This window comes from Microbacterium sp. ABR10, assembly GCF_057812175.1.
Window position 1 is genome coordinate 3,216,559 of the sequence record NZ_CM173821.1, and the last position, 14,333, is coordinate 3,230,891.

Genomic DNA, 14,333 nt, shown 5'->3' on the forward strand with positions numbered 1-14,333 from the left:
CGGCGGCATCCGCCGTGCTAGCGTCGCCGGAAGTGACACGGGGTGCCCGCAAGGGGCTGAGAACACACCCGTTGAACCTGATCTAGCTCGTACTAGCGAAGGGATGTCGCGAATGGTCGTTCGCACGTCGTCGTCTCCGTCCACCTCCACACCCGCGTGGGAACCCGACCCCGCCGGGGCGCTCGCCCGCCTGCGCGAGGCGGCACCGCTCACGCAGTGCATCACCAACGCGGTGGTGACGAACTTCACCGCCAACGCCCTCCTCGCGCTCGGTGCCGCCCCCGCGATGTGCGACATCCCGGGCGAAGCGGGCCTGTTCGCGGGGATCGCAGGCGGCGTGCTCGTCAACCTCGGCACACCCACCGCCGAACAGCGCGACGCGGCCCGCGAAGCCGTCACCGCCCCCACTCCCTGGGTGCTCGACCCGGTCGCCGTCGGCGCCCTCCCCGTCCGCACCGCCCTGGCGCGGGAGTTGCTCGCGGCACGCCCGGCGATCATCCGCGGCAACGCCTCGGAGATCCTCGCCCTGGCAGGAGTCGGCGCGGGTGGACGCGGCGTCGACGCGACCGACGCGGCCGAAGACGCCCTCGACGCGGCCCGCGCGCTCGCCGCACGCACCGGCGGAACGGTCGCCGTCTCGGGCGAGGTGGACGTGATCGTGGATGCCGAGCGCACGGCCCGTGTGCCCGGCGGAAGCGCGTTGCTGACCAAGGTCACCGGCGGCGGCTGCGCCCTCGGCGCGGCGATGGCGGCTTTCGCGGCCGTGGCCGAGCCGTTCGAGGCGGCGATCGCGGCGTCCGCCGTGTGGGCCGTGGCGTCGGAGCGAGCGGCATCCGGATCCCGAGGACCGGGATCGTTCGCCGTCGCCTTCCTCGACGAACTCGCCGCGGTGCGACCGGAAGACCTCACGGGCCGGGCGGAGCTCGCACGATGATCGACCTCTCGCTCCACCTCGTCACCGACCATCGCGTCCCCTTCGACCGCCTGCGCGACATCGTCGATCAGGCCGTGGCCGCGGGCGTCACCGTCGTGCAGCTGCGCGACAAGGTCGCCGGCGGCGCCGAACTCTTCGCCCGCACCCTCGACCTCGCCGACGTCGTCGCGGGGCGGTGCGCCTTCCTCGTCGACGACCGCCTCGACGTCGTCCTCGCCGCACGTGACCGCGGCGCCCGGGTCGACGGCATCCATCTCGGTCAGAGCGACCTCCCCGTCGATGCCGCGCGCGCCCTGCTCGGCACCGACGCCCTCGTGGGCTGGACGGCGAACACCCCGGCCCACTTCGCCGCGGCCGCCGCCCTGCCGGAAGGCACCATCGACTACCTCGGTGTCGGCGTCATCCGCGCCACGGCGACGAAGCCCGACCATCCGCAGCCCCTGGGTATCCGCGGGTTCGGCGAGCTCGCGGCATCCGCCGACCTGCCGTGCGTGGCGATCGGCGGGATCGACGTCGACGACGTCGCCGCCCTCCGCGCGGAGGGAGCGGCGGGCGTCGCCGTCGTCTCGGCGGTGTGCGCGACCGATGACCCGGGCGCGGTGGTGCGCGCCCTGCGTGCGGCGTGGGGAGCCGTCGCGTGAACGCCGCATCCGTCGACACCGCATCCGCCGCACCGCGGCCCGGGTCGCCCGACGCGACGCGCGCGACACCCCGCGTGCTCAGCATCGCCGGCACCGACCCCACCGGCGGTGCCGGGGTCCAGGCCGACCTGAAGTCGATCGCGGCCTTCGGCGGCTACGGCATGGCCGCGGTGACGGCGCTCGTCGCACAGAACACCGTCGGCGTCCGCGAGGTGCACGTGCCGCCGACGTCGTTCCTCGACGCGCAGTTGCGCGCGGTCAGCGACGACGTCGACATCGACGCGGTGAAGATCGGCATGCTCGGCTCGGCCGAGGTCGTCGCCACCGTCGACGCGTGGCTGGTCGATGTGCTGGCCGACGTGCGCCCCCCGATCGTCGTGCTCGATCCCGTGATGGTCGCGACCAGCGGCGACCGCCTGCTCGACGCCGACGCCGAAGAGGCGGTCAGAGCACTGTGCCGCCGCGCCGATCTCGTCACGCCGAACCTGCCCGAGCTCGCCGTCCTGGTCGGCGCATCCGTCGCCACGAGCTGGGACGAAGCCGTCTCTCAGGCGCAGACCCTCGCCGGGCGAGCCGACACCGCGGTCCTGCTGAAGGGCGGACACCTCGACGGCGCACAGAGTCCGGATGCCATCATCGCCGGCGCCGACGTCCACCCGGTGCCCGGGCGCCGGGTCGCGACGCGTCACACCCACGGCACCGGCTGCTCGCTGTCGTCGGCCATGGCGACCCTCGCGGCGCACGGCATGTCGTGGCCCGAGGCCCTGACGCGCGCGAAACACTGGCTCACCGGCGCCCTCGAGCACGCCGATGCCCTGCGGGTCGGACGCGGCAACGGTCCCATCGACCACCTGCACGAGCTGCGCCCGCACGTCGAGCTCGGCCCACCGGTACCGGACGCCCCGCGCAACGAGGCGGCATCCTGGAGCACCGAACGATGGGATGCCGTGGCCCCGGTGAGAGCCGACGTCGACGCCTGCGCCTTCGTGCGGGGGTTGGCATCCGGCGACCTGGATCGCGACGCCTTCGGCTGGTATCTCGGCCAAGACCTGCTGTATCTCCGCGAGTACGCGCGGGTGCTCGCCCGCGCCGCAGCACTGGCACCGACCGTCGACGAGCAGCGGTTCTGGGCCGAGGCCTCCGTCTCGTGCCTCGAGGAGGAGGCGGCGCTCCATCAGGCGCACGTCGACCCGGCGGGGCTCGAGCCTGCGGCATCCACCCTCGACTACACCGACCACCTGCACGCGGCGTCGACCGTGGGTTCCTACGCGGTCCTGGTCGCCGCGATCCTGCCCTGCTTCGTGCTGTACACCGACATCGGCGCCCGCTGGCGAGGGACCTTCGCCGCCGACCACCCCTACGCCGACTGGCTCACCGCCTACGGTGACGAGGCGTTCGCGACGTCGTCGGCTCAGGCGGCGACGATCGTGGATGGCGCAGCCCGAGTGGCATCCGAGTCCGAACGCTCAGCGATGGCCGCGGCCTACGACCGCTCGATGGCCCTCGAGCGGGCGTTCTTCGAGGCGCCGCTGAAACGCCGGTGAAGCGCCGGTGAAGCGAACGGAGGTGTCGCCGCCGCGAACGGCGAGGCGACACCTCCGTGCGATCCGATGCCGACTCCCGGGGGAGAGGGCCGCTGCGTCAGCCGCTCTTGCGGCGGAACTCGCGCTTGGTGACTGCTCCGTGCGTGCCCTGCACGGCGGAGTGGCCGTCGAGGTGCGCCTGACCCGAACGCTGATGCCCGTTCTTCTTCTCGAGCGCTTCCTTGAACTTGCGTTTCATGTCGTCGGACGCCGAAGCGTCCGAGGTCTCGTCGGTACTCATGGCTCCACCCTAGACATGACCGCGCGAGAGCGGACAACCGAGACAGGACCGTGCGGGTCGTCCTAGACGTGGCGCACGCGCTGCTGCAACCGCGTGCGGATGTCGAACAGCTCGGTCCCGCCGACCTCGCGCGCACCCGGGATGCCGCGACGCAGCAGCGTGGTCAACGCGCTGCGCGTGACCAGGGCGACCGGTGTGCCGCGCATCTTGCCGAGCTCGGTGACGGCCTCGAGCACGTCGTCGTCAGGGAGCACGACCATCGCACCGCTGAAGCGCACGCCCGCGGACCGCGCGATGACGCGGGCACGCGACACCAGCTCGGTCACGGGCGCACCGATGACGTTCGGGCCGCTGATCTCGCCGCGGCGCACGCCGACCGGGCCGCCGAAGTCCTCGCTGAGCAGGGCGTAGAGTCCGCTCGGTCCGAGCACGAGGTGGTCGAGCTTCTGCTCGGGATCGAGTCCGTCACGGTCGGCGAACACGTCGTGCCAGACCGTGTAGCCCATGCCCAGCTCCGACACGAGCCGCGCCGTCTCCTCCTCGGCGAGCGCGTCGGCGAGGATGTGCCGGATCTCGGGCGGAGCCGAGCGCACGAGCGCGGGGTCGTAGGGGTCGGCGATGTCGACGCCGCGACCGACCCACTCGCGGATCAGGCCGAGGTAGCGCTCGCGACGCCAGCCGCCGGGCTGTCCGTACGAACGCGCGCGCGGTCGCGTGTCGGTCGGACGGGAGGGAGCGGATGCCGTGGACCCGCCGCCCCATTCACCCGCGGTGGACCCGCGGCCGCGATCGTAGACGCTGCGGGCCTCGGGCGTCCCGACGAGCTCCCATGCGCGCTGCACCTGCACGAACAGTGCGGCGTCGCCGCCGGTGTCGGGGTGCGTCTCGCGCAACCGTACGCGGTAGGCGCGGCGCAGACCCTCGTCATCGACGTCGGCCGCGACGCGGAGCACCTCGTATGCCGAGGACGACATGGGGCTGTCGAACACGTGCGTCATCCGTTCTGCCGCCCGGGTGCGCGGCGCCTCTCAGGCTAACCCGCCGCGGCCGTGCACGGCCCGTGGCGACGGCGTCTCACACCGCTTCCGCGGCATCCGCCCCTCGACGACGATCCCGGCGCCGCCGTAGGGGCCGACGCGGCTTCCGCGCATAGGCCGCGGCGTCGCGGCTCGACAGGGCGAGCAGCACGAGGATGTCCAGGCTCAGCGTGATCAGGGTCGTCCGCACGGTGATCACCTGCCCGAACTCCCACCACCCCACGAAACTGGCGCTGATCGAAGCCACCGATATGACCATCACCAGCACCCGCGCGAGGTTGCCGCCGAAGAAGATCCGGATGCCGAAGACCACCTGCACCGCGCAGACGACGGCGACCACGCCGAGGAAAACCGCGGTATCCACACCCAGGTCGGACACGCTCAGATCGAGAGGCTCGTCCGCGTTCCCGCTCGCCGCGCCCGCGATCTCGCGCAGCCACGGAGGGAGGGAGAACGCCACCCCGGCCGCCCACAACGCCCCCGCCGCCGCGCGCAGCAGCACGAGGACGCTGCCGGTGACGATGGAGGCGGGGCGACGCATCGCCGGATCGGCCGTGGTCGGGTCGACCGGCGGCTCGAACGCCACGCGCTTCTCGGGAAGCCGCTCTGCGCTCACGGCGCCGACACCCCCTCGGGTGCGGACGGACGCACCGCGCTCACGTCGATGATCGGCAGGTCGCCGTCGGTGCTGATGCTGTCGCCTCCGCCGTTTCTCGAGTGGTAGCCGGTGGCGAAGTCGCGGATGACGTCGACCTCGACGCCCGACACTCCGCGGACGCTCGTGACGATGTGGTCGCGCTCGATGTCGGTGTCGGCGTCGATGCGGTGGGTCACCTGCAGCGTGAACAGCGACAGCCCCACCGCGCGGTCGAACGTGCCCGCGGCGAGCCAGTCGACGCGGCGTCCCCCCGGCAGGAGCCACCCGTCCGGGCACTTCCACAGCCGCACGTGGTGGCGCTGGGCGGGAGAGCCCGCGACCTCCTGCTGGTAGGCGAGGTCCTGCATCCGTCCGAAGAGGAACAGCGGACTCACGGGCGCGCGCGGGTAGCTCCGACGGCGCAGCGTCGACACGACGATGCGCCATGACGACCGCAGGCTCACGGGGTCGGCCGGGATCCATCCGGCCGAGGCCATCACGGTTTCGACGTTCTCGCGAGACCCCTGCAGGGCGAGGTTCACGGGATCGCCGAGCAGCCCGTCGGAGGTGCGGGTGCGGCCCATGAAGTAGTCGGGCACGTAGACGGCGGTGAGGATGCGATGAAGCCGCGGTAGCGCGAAGTAGGCGAGCAGCACCCAGAACGCCACCGCCATGAGCACGCCTCCCCACCCGAGCGAGAACGACTGAGTGAGGCTCAGGTAGGCGAGCCAGATCGCGGCGGCACCGGCGAAGACGAAGAAGAACCCGTCGAGGGCCCGACCGATCGACCAGCGACGCCGCGACGGGGTCATACGCTCGTCACCACAACGCAGGGGTGGGCTCGTAAGCGAACGCCTCGGTGACGCGCTCGGCGGGGAGGTCGTCGAGCCGTACCGGCGACCACGACGGAGAGCGGTCCTTGTCGACGACTTGCGCGCGGATGCCCTCGACCAGGTCGGGCTGCGTGAACGCGAACCACAGCACGAGGCCGTACTCCTGCGCGAGGGCGGCCCGGAGCGACGGCAGCTCGCGTGCCCGGCGGACCGCCTCGAGCGTCACGGCGAGCGCCGTCGGCGACGCGGTCGCGAGCACCTCGGCCGTCTGCTGCGCCTCGGCCTCAGGCCGGGCGCGCAGGCGCTCCAGGATGCCGGGGACATCGGCGGCCGAGAACGCCTCGTCGATCCACTCCCGCTCTGTCTCGAAGCGCGACGGCTCGGGCGTCTCGTCGAAAAGCAGCACCAACTCGGTCGGGCTGGAGGGGTCGGCACGGTACTCCAGCGCTTCGTAGAGCGCCGGGAGATGGGCGGTGGGCACCATGTGGTCGGCGAAGCCGGCGTACAGGGCGTCGGCGGCATCCATCGTCCCGCCCGTCAGCGCGAGGTACTCGCCGATCCGGCCGGGCGCACGGCCGAGCAGCCACGACCCGCCCACGTCGGGGGTGAATCCGATGCGCGTCTCGGGCATCGCCAGACGCGAGCGTTCGGTGACGATGCGGATCGCCGCGTGACCGGCCAGGCCGATGCCCCCGCCCATGCACACGCCGTCGGCGATGGCGACGACCGGCTTCTTCGACGTGGCGATGCGGTGATCGAGGGCGTACTCCTCGCGGAAGAACGCGTGCACCTCGTCGACCCGGCCCCCCACCACCATCTCGTGCAGTGCCCGCACGTCGCCGCCGGCGCAGAAGCCACGCTCGCCCGCTCCGTCGAGCAGCACGATGTCGACGTCGGTGTCGCTCTCCCACCTGTCGAGGGTGAGGTGGAGCGCGCGGATCATGCCGAGGTCGAGCGCGTTGATCGCCGCCGGACGGTTGAGCGTGAGGTGGCCGAGACCACCGCGGCCACCGACCAGGACACTGTCGTTCTCGGTTCGCTCTGCGTGCACGCTGCCACGTTACACAGACCCCGCGCACCGCCTCCGCCTCCGGGAGGATACGTTTTCGGCCCCGGATCGGGGAAGATAGGCGGAACGTCTGCCGAAGGAAAGGGGCCGCATGCCCGACGGACAGGTGCTCGAACTGGCCGGCCTCACCAAACGGTTCGGGGCGATCTCGGCCGTCGACGGCCTGACCGCCCGCATCGAACCCGGGCAAGTCACGGGCTTCCTCGGCCCGAACGGCGCAGGCAAGACGACCTCCCTCCGCATGCTGCTGGGGCTGGTGCGTCCTACCGCCGGCACCGCGACGATCGGGGGCAAGCGCTACGCCGACCTCGCCTCGCCGTTGCAGAGCGTGGGCGCGGCCCTCGAGGCATCCAGCTTCCACCCCGGTCGCTCGGCCGCGAACCACCTGAGGGTCTACGCGCGCGCAGCGAACCTCCCGACCTCCCGCATCGACGAGGTGCTCGGCCTCGTCGGACTCGCCGACGTGGCCGGTCGCCGGGTCGGCGGCTTCTCGCTCGGCATGCGCCAGCGTCTGGGCCTCGCCACGGCGCTCCTCGGCGACCCCGGCGTGCTCGTGCTCGACGAGCCGTCCAACGGGCTCGACCCCGAGGGCATCCGGTGGATGCGCTCGCTGCTGCGCCACCTCGCCGAAGAGGGACGCACGGTGCTCATCTCGTCGCACCTGCTCGCCGAGGTGCAGCAGACCGTGGACGCGCTCCTGATCATCTCGCGCGGTCGCCTGGTGTTCCAGGGCGGCATCGAAGACCTCGCCGACCCCGACGAGTACGCCACGGTCGTCGACTCCCCCGACCGTGCCGCGCTGTCGCGCTTGCTTGAGGACCGCGGGATCGACCACCAGCTGCTGCGCAACGGCTTCACGATCCGCCACCACGAACCGGTCGAGATCGGCGCCCTCGCCGCGGGCGCCGACATCGCGCTGTCGAACCTGCAGAGCAAGGGCGCGAGCCTGGAAGACATCTTCCTCGAGCTCGTCAGTGGCGTGCGCGTGCACGCGAGCGCCGGCGCCGTTCCCGACCCGGTTCCAGATGCCGAGGACGCCCCGGATGCCGTCACCTCGGCGCCCGCACCGATCGCGGCGACCGCTGCATCGGCGGATCCCGACGACGACCCGCGTCCCTCGACGGCCATGGTGGCGGTGACGCCGCCGCCTCGCTCCGCCCGTCCCGCGGCGTCGCCGGCCGACGACGGCCCGCGACGCTCCTACTCCGTCGCATCGACGGGAGTCATCGACATCGTCCCCTCAGCCGCCCCCGATCAGACGGAGGCCCCGCGATGAGCCTCGTCGCCGCGACCCGTTCCGAGTACACCAAGCAGTTCACCACCGCCGGGTGGTGGGTGCTGGGCATCGTGCTCGTCGTCTACGTCGCCTTCACGGCCGGCGTCCTCGCCCTCGTGTTCGGCGGAGTGGCATCCGGTCAGCTGACGGGGTCGCGCGGTCCCGCACTGTCGACCGACGGCATCCCCGCCCTCGTCTACAGCTCCGCGACCGCGGTCGGTTACGTCTTCCCCCTGCTCGTGGGCACGCTGATGGTCACGACGGAGTTCCGGCACAAGACGCTGACGCCGACGTTCCTCGCCACCCCGCGCCGCGGCACGGTGCTCGTGGGCAAGTTCGTCGTCGGCATCGTGGTGGGTCTGCTATACGGCATCCTGGGCGCGATCGCCGCGCTCGGCGCCGGCGCGGGCGTGCTGAGCATCTTCGGCATCGACACCGCCCTCGGCGCGCCCGACACCTGGGAGCTCGTCGGCCGGATGCTGCTCGCGTTCGCACTGTGGGCGCTCGTCGGCATCGGCGTCGGCACGGTCGTGCGCAATCAAGTCGCCGCGATCGTCATCGTGTTGGCGGTGACGCTCTTCGTCGAGCCGATCGTGCGCACCGCCGGGGGTCTGGTCGAGGGGTTCGCCGGAGTCGTGAAATGGTTCCCGAGCGCCGCGAGCGATGCCCTCGTCGGGCAGACGATCTTCGGCATCATGGGAGCCGCCGGTGGCGACACCCTCGAGTGGTGGGCGGGCGGGCTCGTCCTGCTCGGCTACGCGGTGGTGCTCGTCGTCATCGGACTGCTGACGACCTGGCGTCGCGACATCGACTGACCCACCCCGCCACCCATTTGGAGGCTCGCCACGCAGAGGCGAGAATCAACCGTGCTCGATGGACCGGTGATCGCGGAGTGGCTGCCGGTGTCGGTGGCATCCCTTCTCCTGCTGCTGGTCGCCGCGGGGGTGGCCGGCTGGGTCGACGCGGTCGTCGGCGGCGGCGGACTCATCCAGCTCCCCGCCCTGGTCATCGCGGTCCCGAAAGACGTGGCGACCCCGTTCATCCTCGGCACGAACAAGCTGTCGTCGTTCTTCGGCACGCTCTCGGCCAGCTGGGTGTACCTGCGCAGGATCCGGGTGCAGCTCGTGCTGCTCATCCCCCTGGTCGCCGGGGCGTACGCCGGATCGACCGTGGGCGCCGCGCTCTCGCGCTACGTGCCTCGCGAGGTGCTGACACCGATCGTGCTGGTCGCGGTGATCGTGGTCGCGCTCTACACCCTCTTCAAGCCGAAGATGGGCCTCGAGCACGCGCCGCGCCACGGCAGCACCGCGGCCATCGCCTGGCGCGCCGCCGCCATCGGTCTGCTGGTCGGCTTCTACGACGGCATCCTGGGGCCGGGGACGGGGTCGTTCTTCGTCATCCTGATCGTCGGGGTGCTGGGCTACGGCTTCCTGCAGGCGAGCGCCAACGCCAAGATCGCCAACCTCACCACCAACCTCGCCGCCCTCGCGGTCTACGGCGTGCACGGCGAGATCCTGCTCGTGCTGGGCCTGGCGATGGCCGTGATGAACATCACCGGCGGGTTCATCGGCGCCCACATGGCCACGCGGCGGGGCAGCGGCTTCGTGCGGATCGTCTTCCTCGTGACCCTGTCGATCCTCATCGTCAAACTCGCGTGGGACACCGTGGTGCAGTTCACGAGCTGACGCGCAGGATCGCTCACCGCCTGCCGACCCGCGGGGCGCGCCGCAGCGCGGCGCATCGTCACCACCGCAGCGGTTCGCACGACCTCAGCCGAGATCGCGGCATCCGCGCCGACCTCATACGGATCACGGAGAGCCCGCCGCCCGGACCACGGGGCTGCCACCGCCGGCGGCCGACGCGCGTCAGGCGACGATGTCGGCCACGTTCTCGGGTTCGGATGCCACGTCGAGCCGCAGGGCCTGGAGCAGCGCCACACCGTGCTTGGTGGTCAACACGAGCCGTTCGAACTCGTCGTGACCGGTGAGGTCGACCACCACGCTGGGCTTTCGCCCGCGGATGACGACGAAGTCGTTGCCGCCCGCCGACTTCCACGTGCCCATGCCCACCGCGACAGGCAGGTTGATGCCGGGGTTGGGGACGCCGCGCAACCACGTCCACGCGTCGTCGGTGAGCTGCACGCGCTCGATGTGCTCACGCGGGACGACGATGTTGGACCTGCGGAAAGACATCGCCCGCTCGGTCGACGAGAGCACGACCTCGAGCTGCGTCGAATCGAGCAGCAGGGTGACCATGGCATCCATCCTGCCAGCGCGAACGGGTGCCCACCGGCACCGCACCTCACGAGAGCGCAACGATCGCCCTCACCTCGAGTTCTGACACCACCGAAAGACGAAGCCGCGCCCGGGGAAGGTCCGGACGCGGCTTCGTCGTGAGCGATCAGCCGTGTGGTTAGCCGCAGCTCGCGGCGGCGAACGGCAGCGAGACCGTGTCGGTGATCGCCTTGCCGTTCACCGTCGCGGTGGCATCCACCGTCACCGTTCCGGCGGGGATCGACCCCAGACGGGTGGTGAAGGCGGCCGACGAGCTCTTGCCCGCGGCGAGGGAGCCGAACGCCTTCGTTCCGTACGGACCCTTCGCCGTCACCGTCACCGGGAAGCCCTCGGCGTTTCGCACCGTGACGGTCTGGGTGACCTTGCCCGAGATGCAGCGGGAGCTCACGGCTCCGGTGACCTCGAGGCCCGCCGGCGCGGTGACGACGACCGTGGCCGTGACGCGACGGTTGTCGGGCGCGACCTCTTCGGCGCTCTCCATGTCGAAGATCGGCAGGCCGTCCGCGGCGAAGTGCACCCGGCGCACGAACATGTCCCGACCGCTGAGGTTGTTGTTGTCGGTGCGGGCGTGGAAGACGTACAGCAGGTTGTCATCCTCGTCCTGCGACCACATGCCGTGGCCCGTGCCGAGCTGCCAGGAGCCGTTGAAGACGCCCGACTTCTGGATCGGGTAGTTGAGCTTGCTCCACGCGCTCGGCGAGGTCAGATCGACGTTCTTCCCCGCCGTGGCCAGGGCGAGCCCGGTCGTATAGGTGTCGCCGACGGTCGATCCGGAGTAGATCAGGTACAGCTTGCCGTCGCGCGCGTAGACGTTCGGCCCCTCGGCGATGACGTTGTCCCAGGCGTACTCGGGGGCGAGGATGCGCACCGGCTCCGAAGTCAGACGGGTCGGGTTGGCCGGGTCCATCTTGGCGATGAACAGAGCGCCGAGCTGCTGCCACACGTAGTACGACTGACCCGAGTCCTCGACGTAGGTCATGTCGAGCGAGATCGTCTGGACGGGATTCAGGATGCCGCCGCCTGCCCGCAGCACCTTCTGCGCCTTCGTCCAGTTGGCCGGCACCGCGGGATCGAGGTCGCTCCCCTGCGCATCCTTCTTGAGCTGGATGATGCTGGCCTGCCCGGTGAACATGTCGGGCCGACCGTTCGCGCCGTCGTAGCAGGGCATGAACAGGATCGAGAGCTTGCCGCCGATCACGTGATACTCCGGAGCCCAGAAGCATCCGGTCATCGCCCGGCCCTCGGCGTCGGTGTCACCGCGACGCAGCAGGTCGACCTCGACGTTGCGTCCGGCGCGGATCGCCTCGTCGGACAGGTCCTCGATCGAGTTCGCGATGCGGATCGGCATGTGCGCACCGCCCTGCGGGTCGATGTTGCCGCCGTAGATGTCCTCGGTCGCGATCATGAGGAACTTCTGCTGTCCGTTCAGGTCGTAACGGAACACCGAGGGGTCGGCGCGCTCGTCGGCGAACGGCGTCGCGTACTCCGGCTGCTTGACCGTGCCGGTGACCTCGTAGGTACCGGGCTTCGAGGTGTCGACCGCGCCGATGGATGCGGCATCCCAGGTCACCGGGCGGGTGGCCTTCGAGCCGTCCGAGTACGACAGGTCGACGCGCTTGGCGAGGGCTGCCGCGTCGAGGGTCGCCCCCTGCGCGATCTCGACCCGCGCCGGGGCGGTGACACCGGTGTTGACGACGCGTCCGAAGCGCACCTCGAGGCCGGCCAGGGTGTCGGCGTCGACCGGGACGGTGTTGCCCGAGTCGAAGTTCGCCACCTCGGCCTCGTCGATGCCGGCGGTCGCGGCGACCTCGCCGCGGCGCACCTCGCCGCGGGTGGAGACGTCGCCGAGGTCGGCGAACAAGGTGTACATCGCGGCTCCCGCGTCCGATGTCCACGAGACCACGTAGCGGTCCGCGGCGGAGTCGTAGACGGCTGCGGGGTCGTTGACGCCCGACGTCACGCCGAGGTCGACCATGCCCACCTCGTCGTAGCTGCGCAGGTCGGCGCTGCGGGCGAAGAGCACGCTCGAGGTCTGCGTCCCGTCGGCACCGCCGCCTCGCGCCGTGCGGGTGGCGACGACGCCGTAGCCACCGTCTTCGAGGGTGAACAGGTGCGGGTCGCGCAGGCTCCGGATGTCGCCGTCACGCGGACCGTTCGCCGGCACGGGGACGGCGGTCTTGGGGAAGAAGATGCCGTAGTTCTCGTTGAGCGGACGCCAGGCGTCGTCCTCGCCGACGGCGAGGTGCATGCTGAGCGCCACATCGGCGTTGTTCGCCTCGGTGACCAGCGTGGGCACGCGGTTGTAGGCGAGCAGTTGCTCGGTCGAGTCGGCCGGGAGCACCGTGACGGCGAAGGTGCGGTCGGCGGTCGCGCCGGTCGCGGTGTCGGTCACGCGCACGGTGATCGATCCGTCGGCACCCGACACGACGCCGTCTGTCACGACGACACCGCCGTCGGTCGAGCTGACGGCGACCGTCGTCCCCTCCGGGGCGGCGGGAAGCGTCGAACCCGATTCGAGGACGCTGGGGATCACGAACCGCCCCGCGAGACGGGCCGCGCGCTGTGCGGCGGTCTCGGTCGAGGCGGTCACGGTCACGGTGATGGTCCGGGTCGCCGTCACCCCGCGGACGGCGGCGGTCGCCGTCAGCTGCGCGGTGCCGCCCGGCTGACCGGCGACGGGAGCGCTGACCGTTCCATCGGGCGCCACGAGCGCGGGGTTGCTCGAGGTCCAGGTCACGCGTCCGCCGGAGGTCGGCAGGTCGATGTCGGTCGAGGTCGAGATGTCCTTCAGCGCGAGTGCGTCGAGGATCGCCTGAGCCTGCGCCCGCAGTTCGGTCGCGTGGGTCTCGGCGTCGGTCTGAGCCGTCGCCGCGACCTCGGTCGCCGACAGTGCGCGGTCGTAGACGCGGAAGGCCGAGATCGCTCCCTGGAAGAGCGGGTCGGGCCAGGGGGCGCGGCCGATGGTGTTCAGTGACTGGTCGCGCACGTCAGCGGGGGTGCGATCGATCGCGGCGTCGGCGACGCGGACGCCGTCGAGGTAGAGCGACGCGCGCCCCGTGGCACCGTCGACGACGGAGGCGACGTTGACCCACTGATTCGCGGTGACGCCGCAGGACGACGCTCCCACGAGCCGCTCGACACCGGCCGATTTCACACCGAGAAGCGGCGTCCGACCGGAGCCGCAGTTGAGGGAGGCGAAGAAGTACTCGGTCGCGGCCGACTCGTTGCCCACGTTCCACAGGAAGTGGAACGAGTTCAGCATGGCCTGCGACGCCTTGACCTCGGCGACGACCGTCGCCGATCGGTCACCCGCCAGGATGTCGTCGGGCAGTTCGACCCAGTTCCCCGTCGAGGTCTTGGCCCCGCCGCGCATGGTCAGGCCGCTCGCGGTCCAGTCGGCGCTCTGCACGTTGCGGACGGTCGCGGGCCCGAGTGACGACCCCGTCGCGGTGTTGGGGACCGTCGCGCCGGAGGGCTGACGGAAGTCGTAGGCGGCGACGAGGCCGTCGGCGGGGGCGGCGGCGACTGCGGGCTGGGCGGTCGCGAAGGTCGCCGCCCCGACCGCGAGCGCGGTCAGGAAGGCGAGGCGTCGTCGGGTACTCACGTGGTCCGGCTCCTTTGCTCGGGTGATCGTGCACCCCGTCGAGCGATGTGCTCGTCGACGCCGACCGAGTCGGCGGAGGTGGGGGGTGCCCGTGCGGTGATGTTAGCGGCAACATTCGTGTCTGTCCACGGTCATTGCGCGGGGCGGCCACGCGGAGATCGCGCGGCCACCATGAGCGGGCGTT

General features: G+C 71.4%; 13 protein-coding genes and 1 riboswitch. Of the genes, 6 read left to right on the forward strand and 7 right to left on the reverse strand.

The annotated features are described in order from the left end of the window. The first annotated feature begins 28 nt into the window (after positions 1 to 28). Positions 29 to 121, forward strand: a riboswitch (TPP riboswitch). The 3 genes from thiM (at position 113) to ACXKZF_RS14860 (ending at position 3,119) form a co-directional block, all read left to right on the forward strand. Further along, complete coding sequence (thiM, locus tag ACXKZF_RS14850) at positions 113 to 934, forward strand: hydroxyethylthiazole kinase (RefSeq protein WP_488984719.1); 822 nt, start codon at positions 113 to 115, stop codon at positions 932 to 934. Its footprint overlaps the riboswitch before it by 9 nt. Beyond that, complete coding sequence (gene thiE / locus ACXKZF_RS14855) at positions 931 to 1,575, forward strand: thiamine phosphate synthase (RefSeq protein WP_488984720.1); 645 nt, start codon at positions 931 to 933, stop codon at positions 1,573 to 1,575. Before thiM ends, thiE begins: the two co-directional genes overlap by 4 nt. Continuing rightward, positions 1,572 to 3,119: a bifunctional hydroxymethylpyrimidine kinase/phosphomethylpyrimidine kinase gene (locus ACXKZF_RS14860; RefSeq protein WP_488984721.1), complete on the forward strand. Its 1,548-nt coding sequence runs from the start codon at positions 1,572 to 1,574 to the stop codon at positions 3,117 to 3,119. The genes thiE and ACXKZF_RS14860 overlap by 4 nt, the downstream gene beginning before the upstream one ends. A gap of 97 nt (positions 3,120 to 3,216) precedes the next feature. Here the strand turns inward: ACXKZF_RS14860 and ACXKZF_RS14865 are convergent, their stop codons facing one another. The 5 genes from ACXKZF_RS14865 to ACXKZF_RS14885 form a co-directional block, all read right to left on the reverse strand. Continuing rightward, complete coding sequence (locus ACXKZF_RS14865) at positions 3,217 to 3,399, reverse strand: DUF5302 domain-containing protein (protein ID WP_055951754.1); 183 nt, start codon at positions 3,397 to 3,399, stop codon at positions 3,217 to 3,219. A gap of 62 nt (positions 3,400 to 3,461) precedes the next feature. Further along, on the reverse strand, positions 3,462 to 4,388 hold the full coding sequence (locus ACXKZF_RS14870) for a DnaJ domain-containing protein (protein ID WP_488984722.1): 927 nt from the start codon (positions 4,386 to 4,388) through the stop codon (positions 3,462 to 3,464). 85 nt (positions 4,389 to 4,473) lie between these two features. Next, entirely contained in the window at positions 4,474 to 5,052 is a 579-nt protein-coding gene (locus tag ACXKZF_RS14875; RefSeq protein WP_488984723.1) for a hypothetical protein, read from the reverse strand. After that, the gene (locus tag ACXKZF_RS14880) at positions 5,049 to 5,885 is read right to left on the reverse strand and encodes an LssY C-terminal domain-containing protein (protein WP_488984724.1); all 837 of its coding nucleotides are present in this window, start codon (positions 5,883 to 5,885) and stop codon (positions 5,049 to 5,051) included. Before ACXKZF_RS14880 ends, ACXKZF_RS14875 begins: the two co-directional genes overlap by 4 nt. Positions 5,886 to 5,892: 7 nt before the next feature. Further along, complete coding sequence (locus tag ACXKZF_RS14885) at positions 5,893 to 6,957, reverse strand: enoyl-CoA hydratase/isomerase family protein (RefSeq protein ID WP_488984725.1); 1,065 nt, start codon at positions 6,955 to 6,957, stop codon at positions 5,893 to 5,895. A 109-nt stretch (positions 6,958 to 7,066) separates the two neighbouring features. Here ACXKZF_RS14885 and ACXKZF_RS14890 point away from each other — a divergent pair, with 109 nt between their 5' ends. The 3 genes from ACXKZF_RS14890 to ACXKZF_RS14900 are packed head-to-tail and all read left to right on the forward strand — an operon-like array spanning position 7,067 to position 9,936. Continuing rightward, entirely contained in the window at positions 7,067 to 8,251 is a 1,185-nt protein-coding gene (locus ACXKZF_RS14890) for an ABC transporter ATP-binding protein (RefSeq protein ID WP_488984726.1), read from the forward strand. Further along, a complete protein-coding gene (locus ACXKZF_RS14895; protein WP_488984727.1) occupies positions 8,248 to 9,066 on the forward strand; it encodes an ABC-2 transporter permease in 819 nt (272 codons plus the stop codon). The genes ACXKZF_RS14890 and ACXKZF_RS14895 overlap by 4 nt, the downstream gene beginning before the upstream one ends. 51 nt (positions 9,067 to 9,117) lie before the next feature. Then, entirely contained in the window at positions 9,118 to 9,936 is an 819-nt protein-coding gene (locus ACXKZF_RS14900) for a sulfite exporter TauE/SafE family protein (protein ID WP_055951773.1), read from the forward strand. A gap of 180 nt (positions 9,937 to 10,116) precedes the next feature. Here ACXKZF_RS14900 and ACXKZF_RS14905 read toward each other — a convergent pair whose 3' ends face one another. After that, positions 10,117 to 10,506: a hypothetical protein gene (locus tag ACXKZF_RS14905; RefSeq protein ID WP_055951776.1), complete on the reverse strand. Its 390-nt coding sequence runs from the start codon at positions 10,504 to 10,506 to the stop codon at positions 10,117 to 10,119. Between the two features lie 157 nt (positions 10,507 to 10,663). Beyond that, on the reverse strand, positions 10,664 to 14,149 hold the full coding sequence (locus tag ACXKZF_RS14910; protein ID WP_488984728.1) for a family 43 glycosylhydrolase: 3,486 nt from the start codon (positions 14,147 to 14,149) through the stop codon (positions 10,664 to 10,666). Between the last annotated feature and the right edge of the window lie 184 nt (positions 14,150 to 14,333).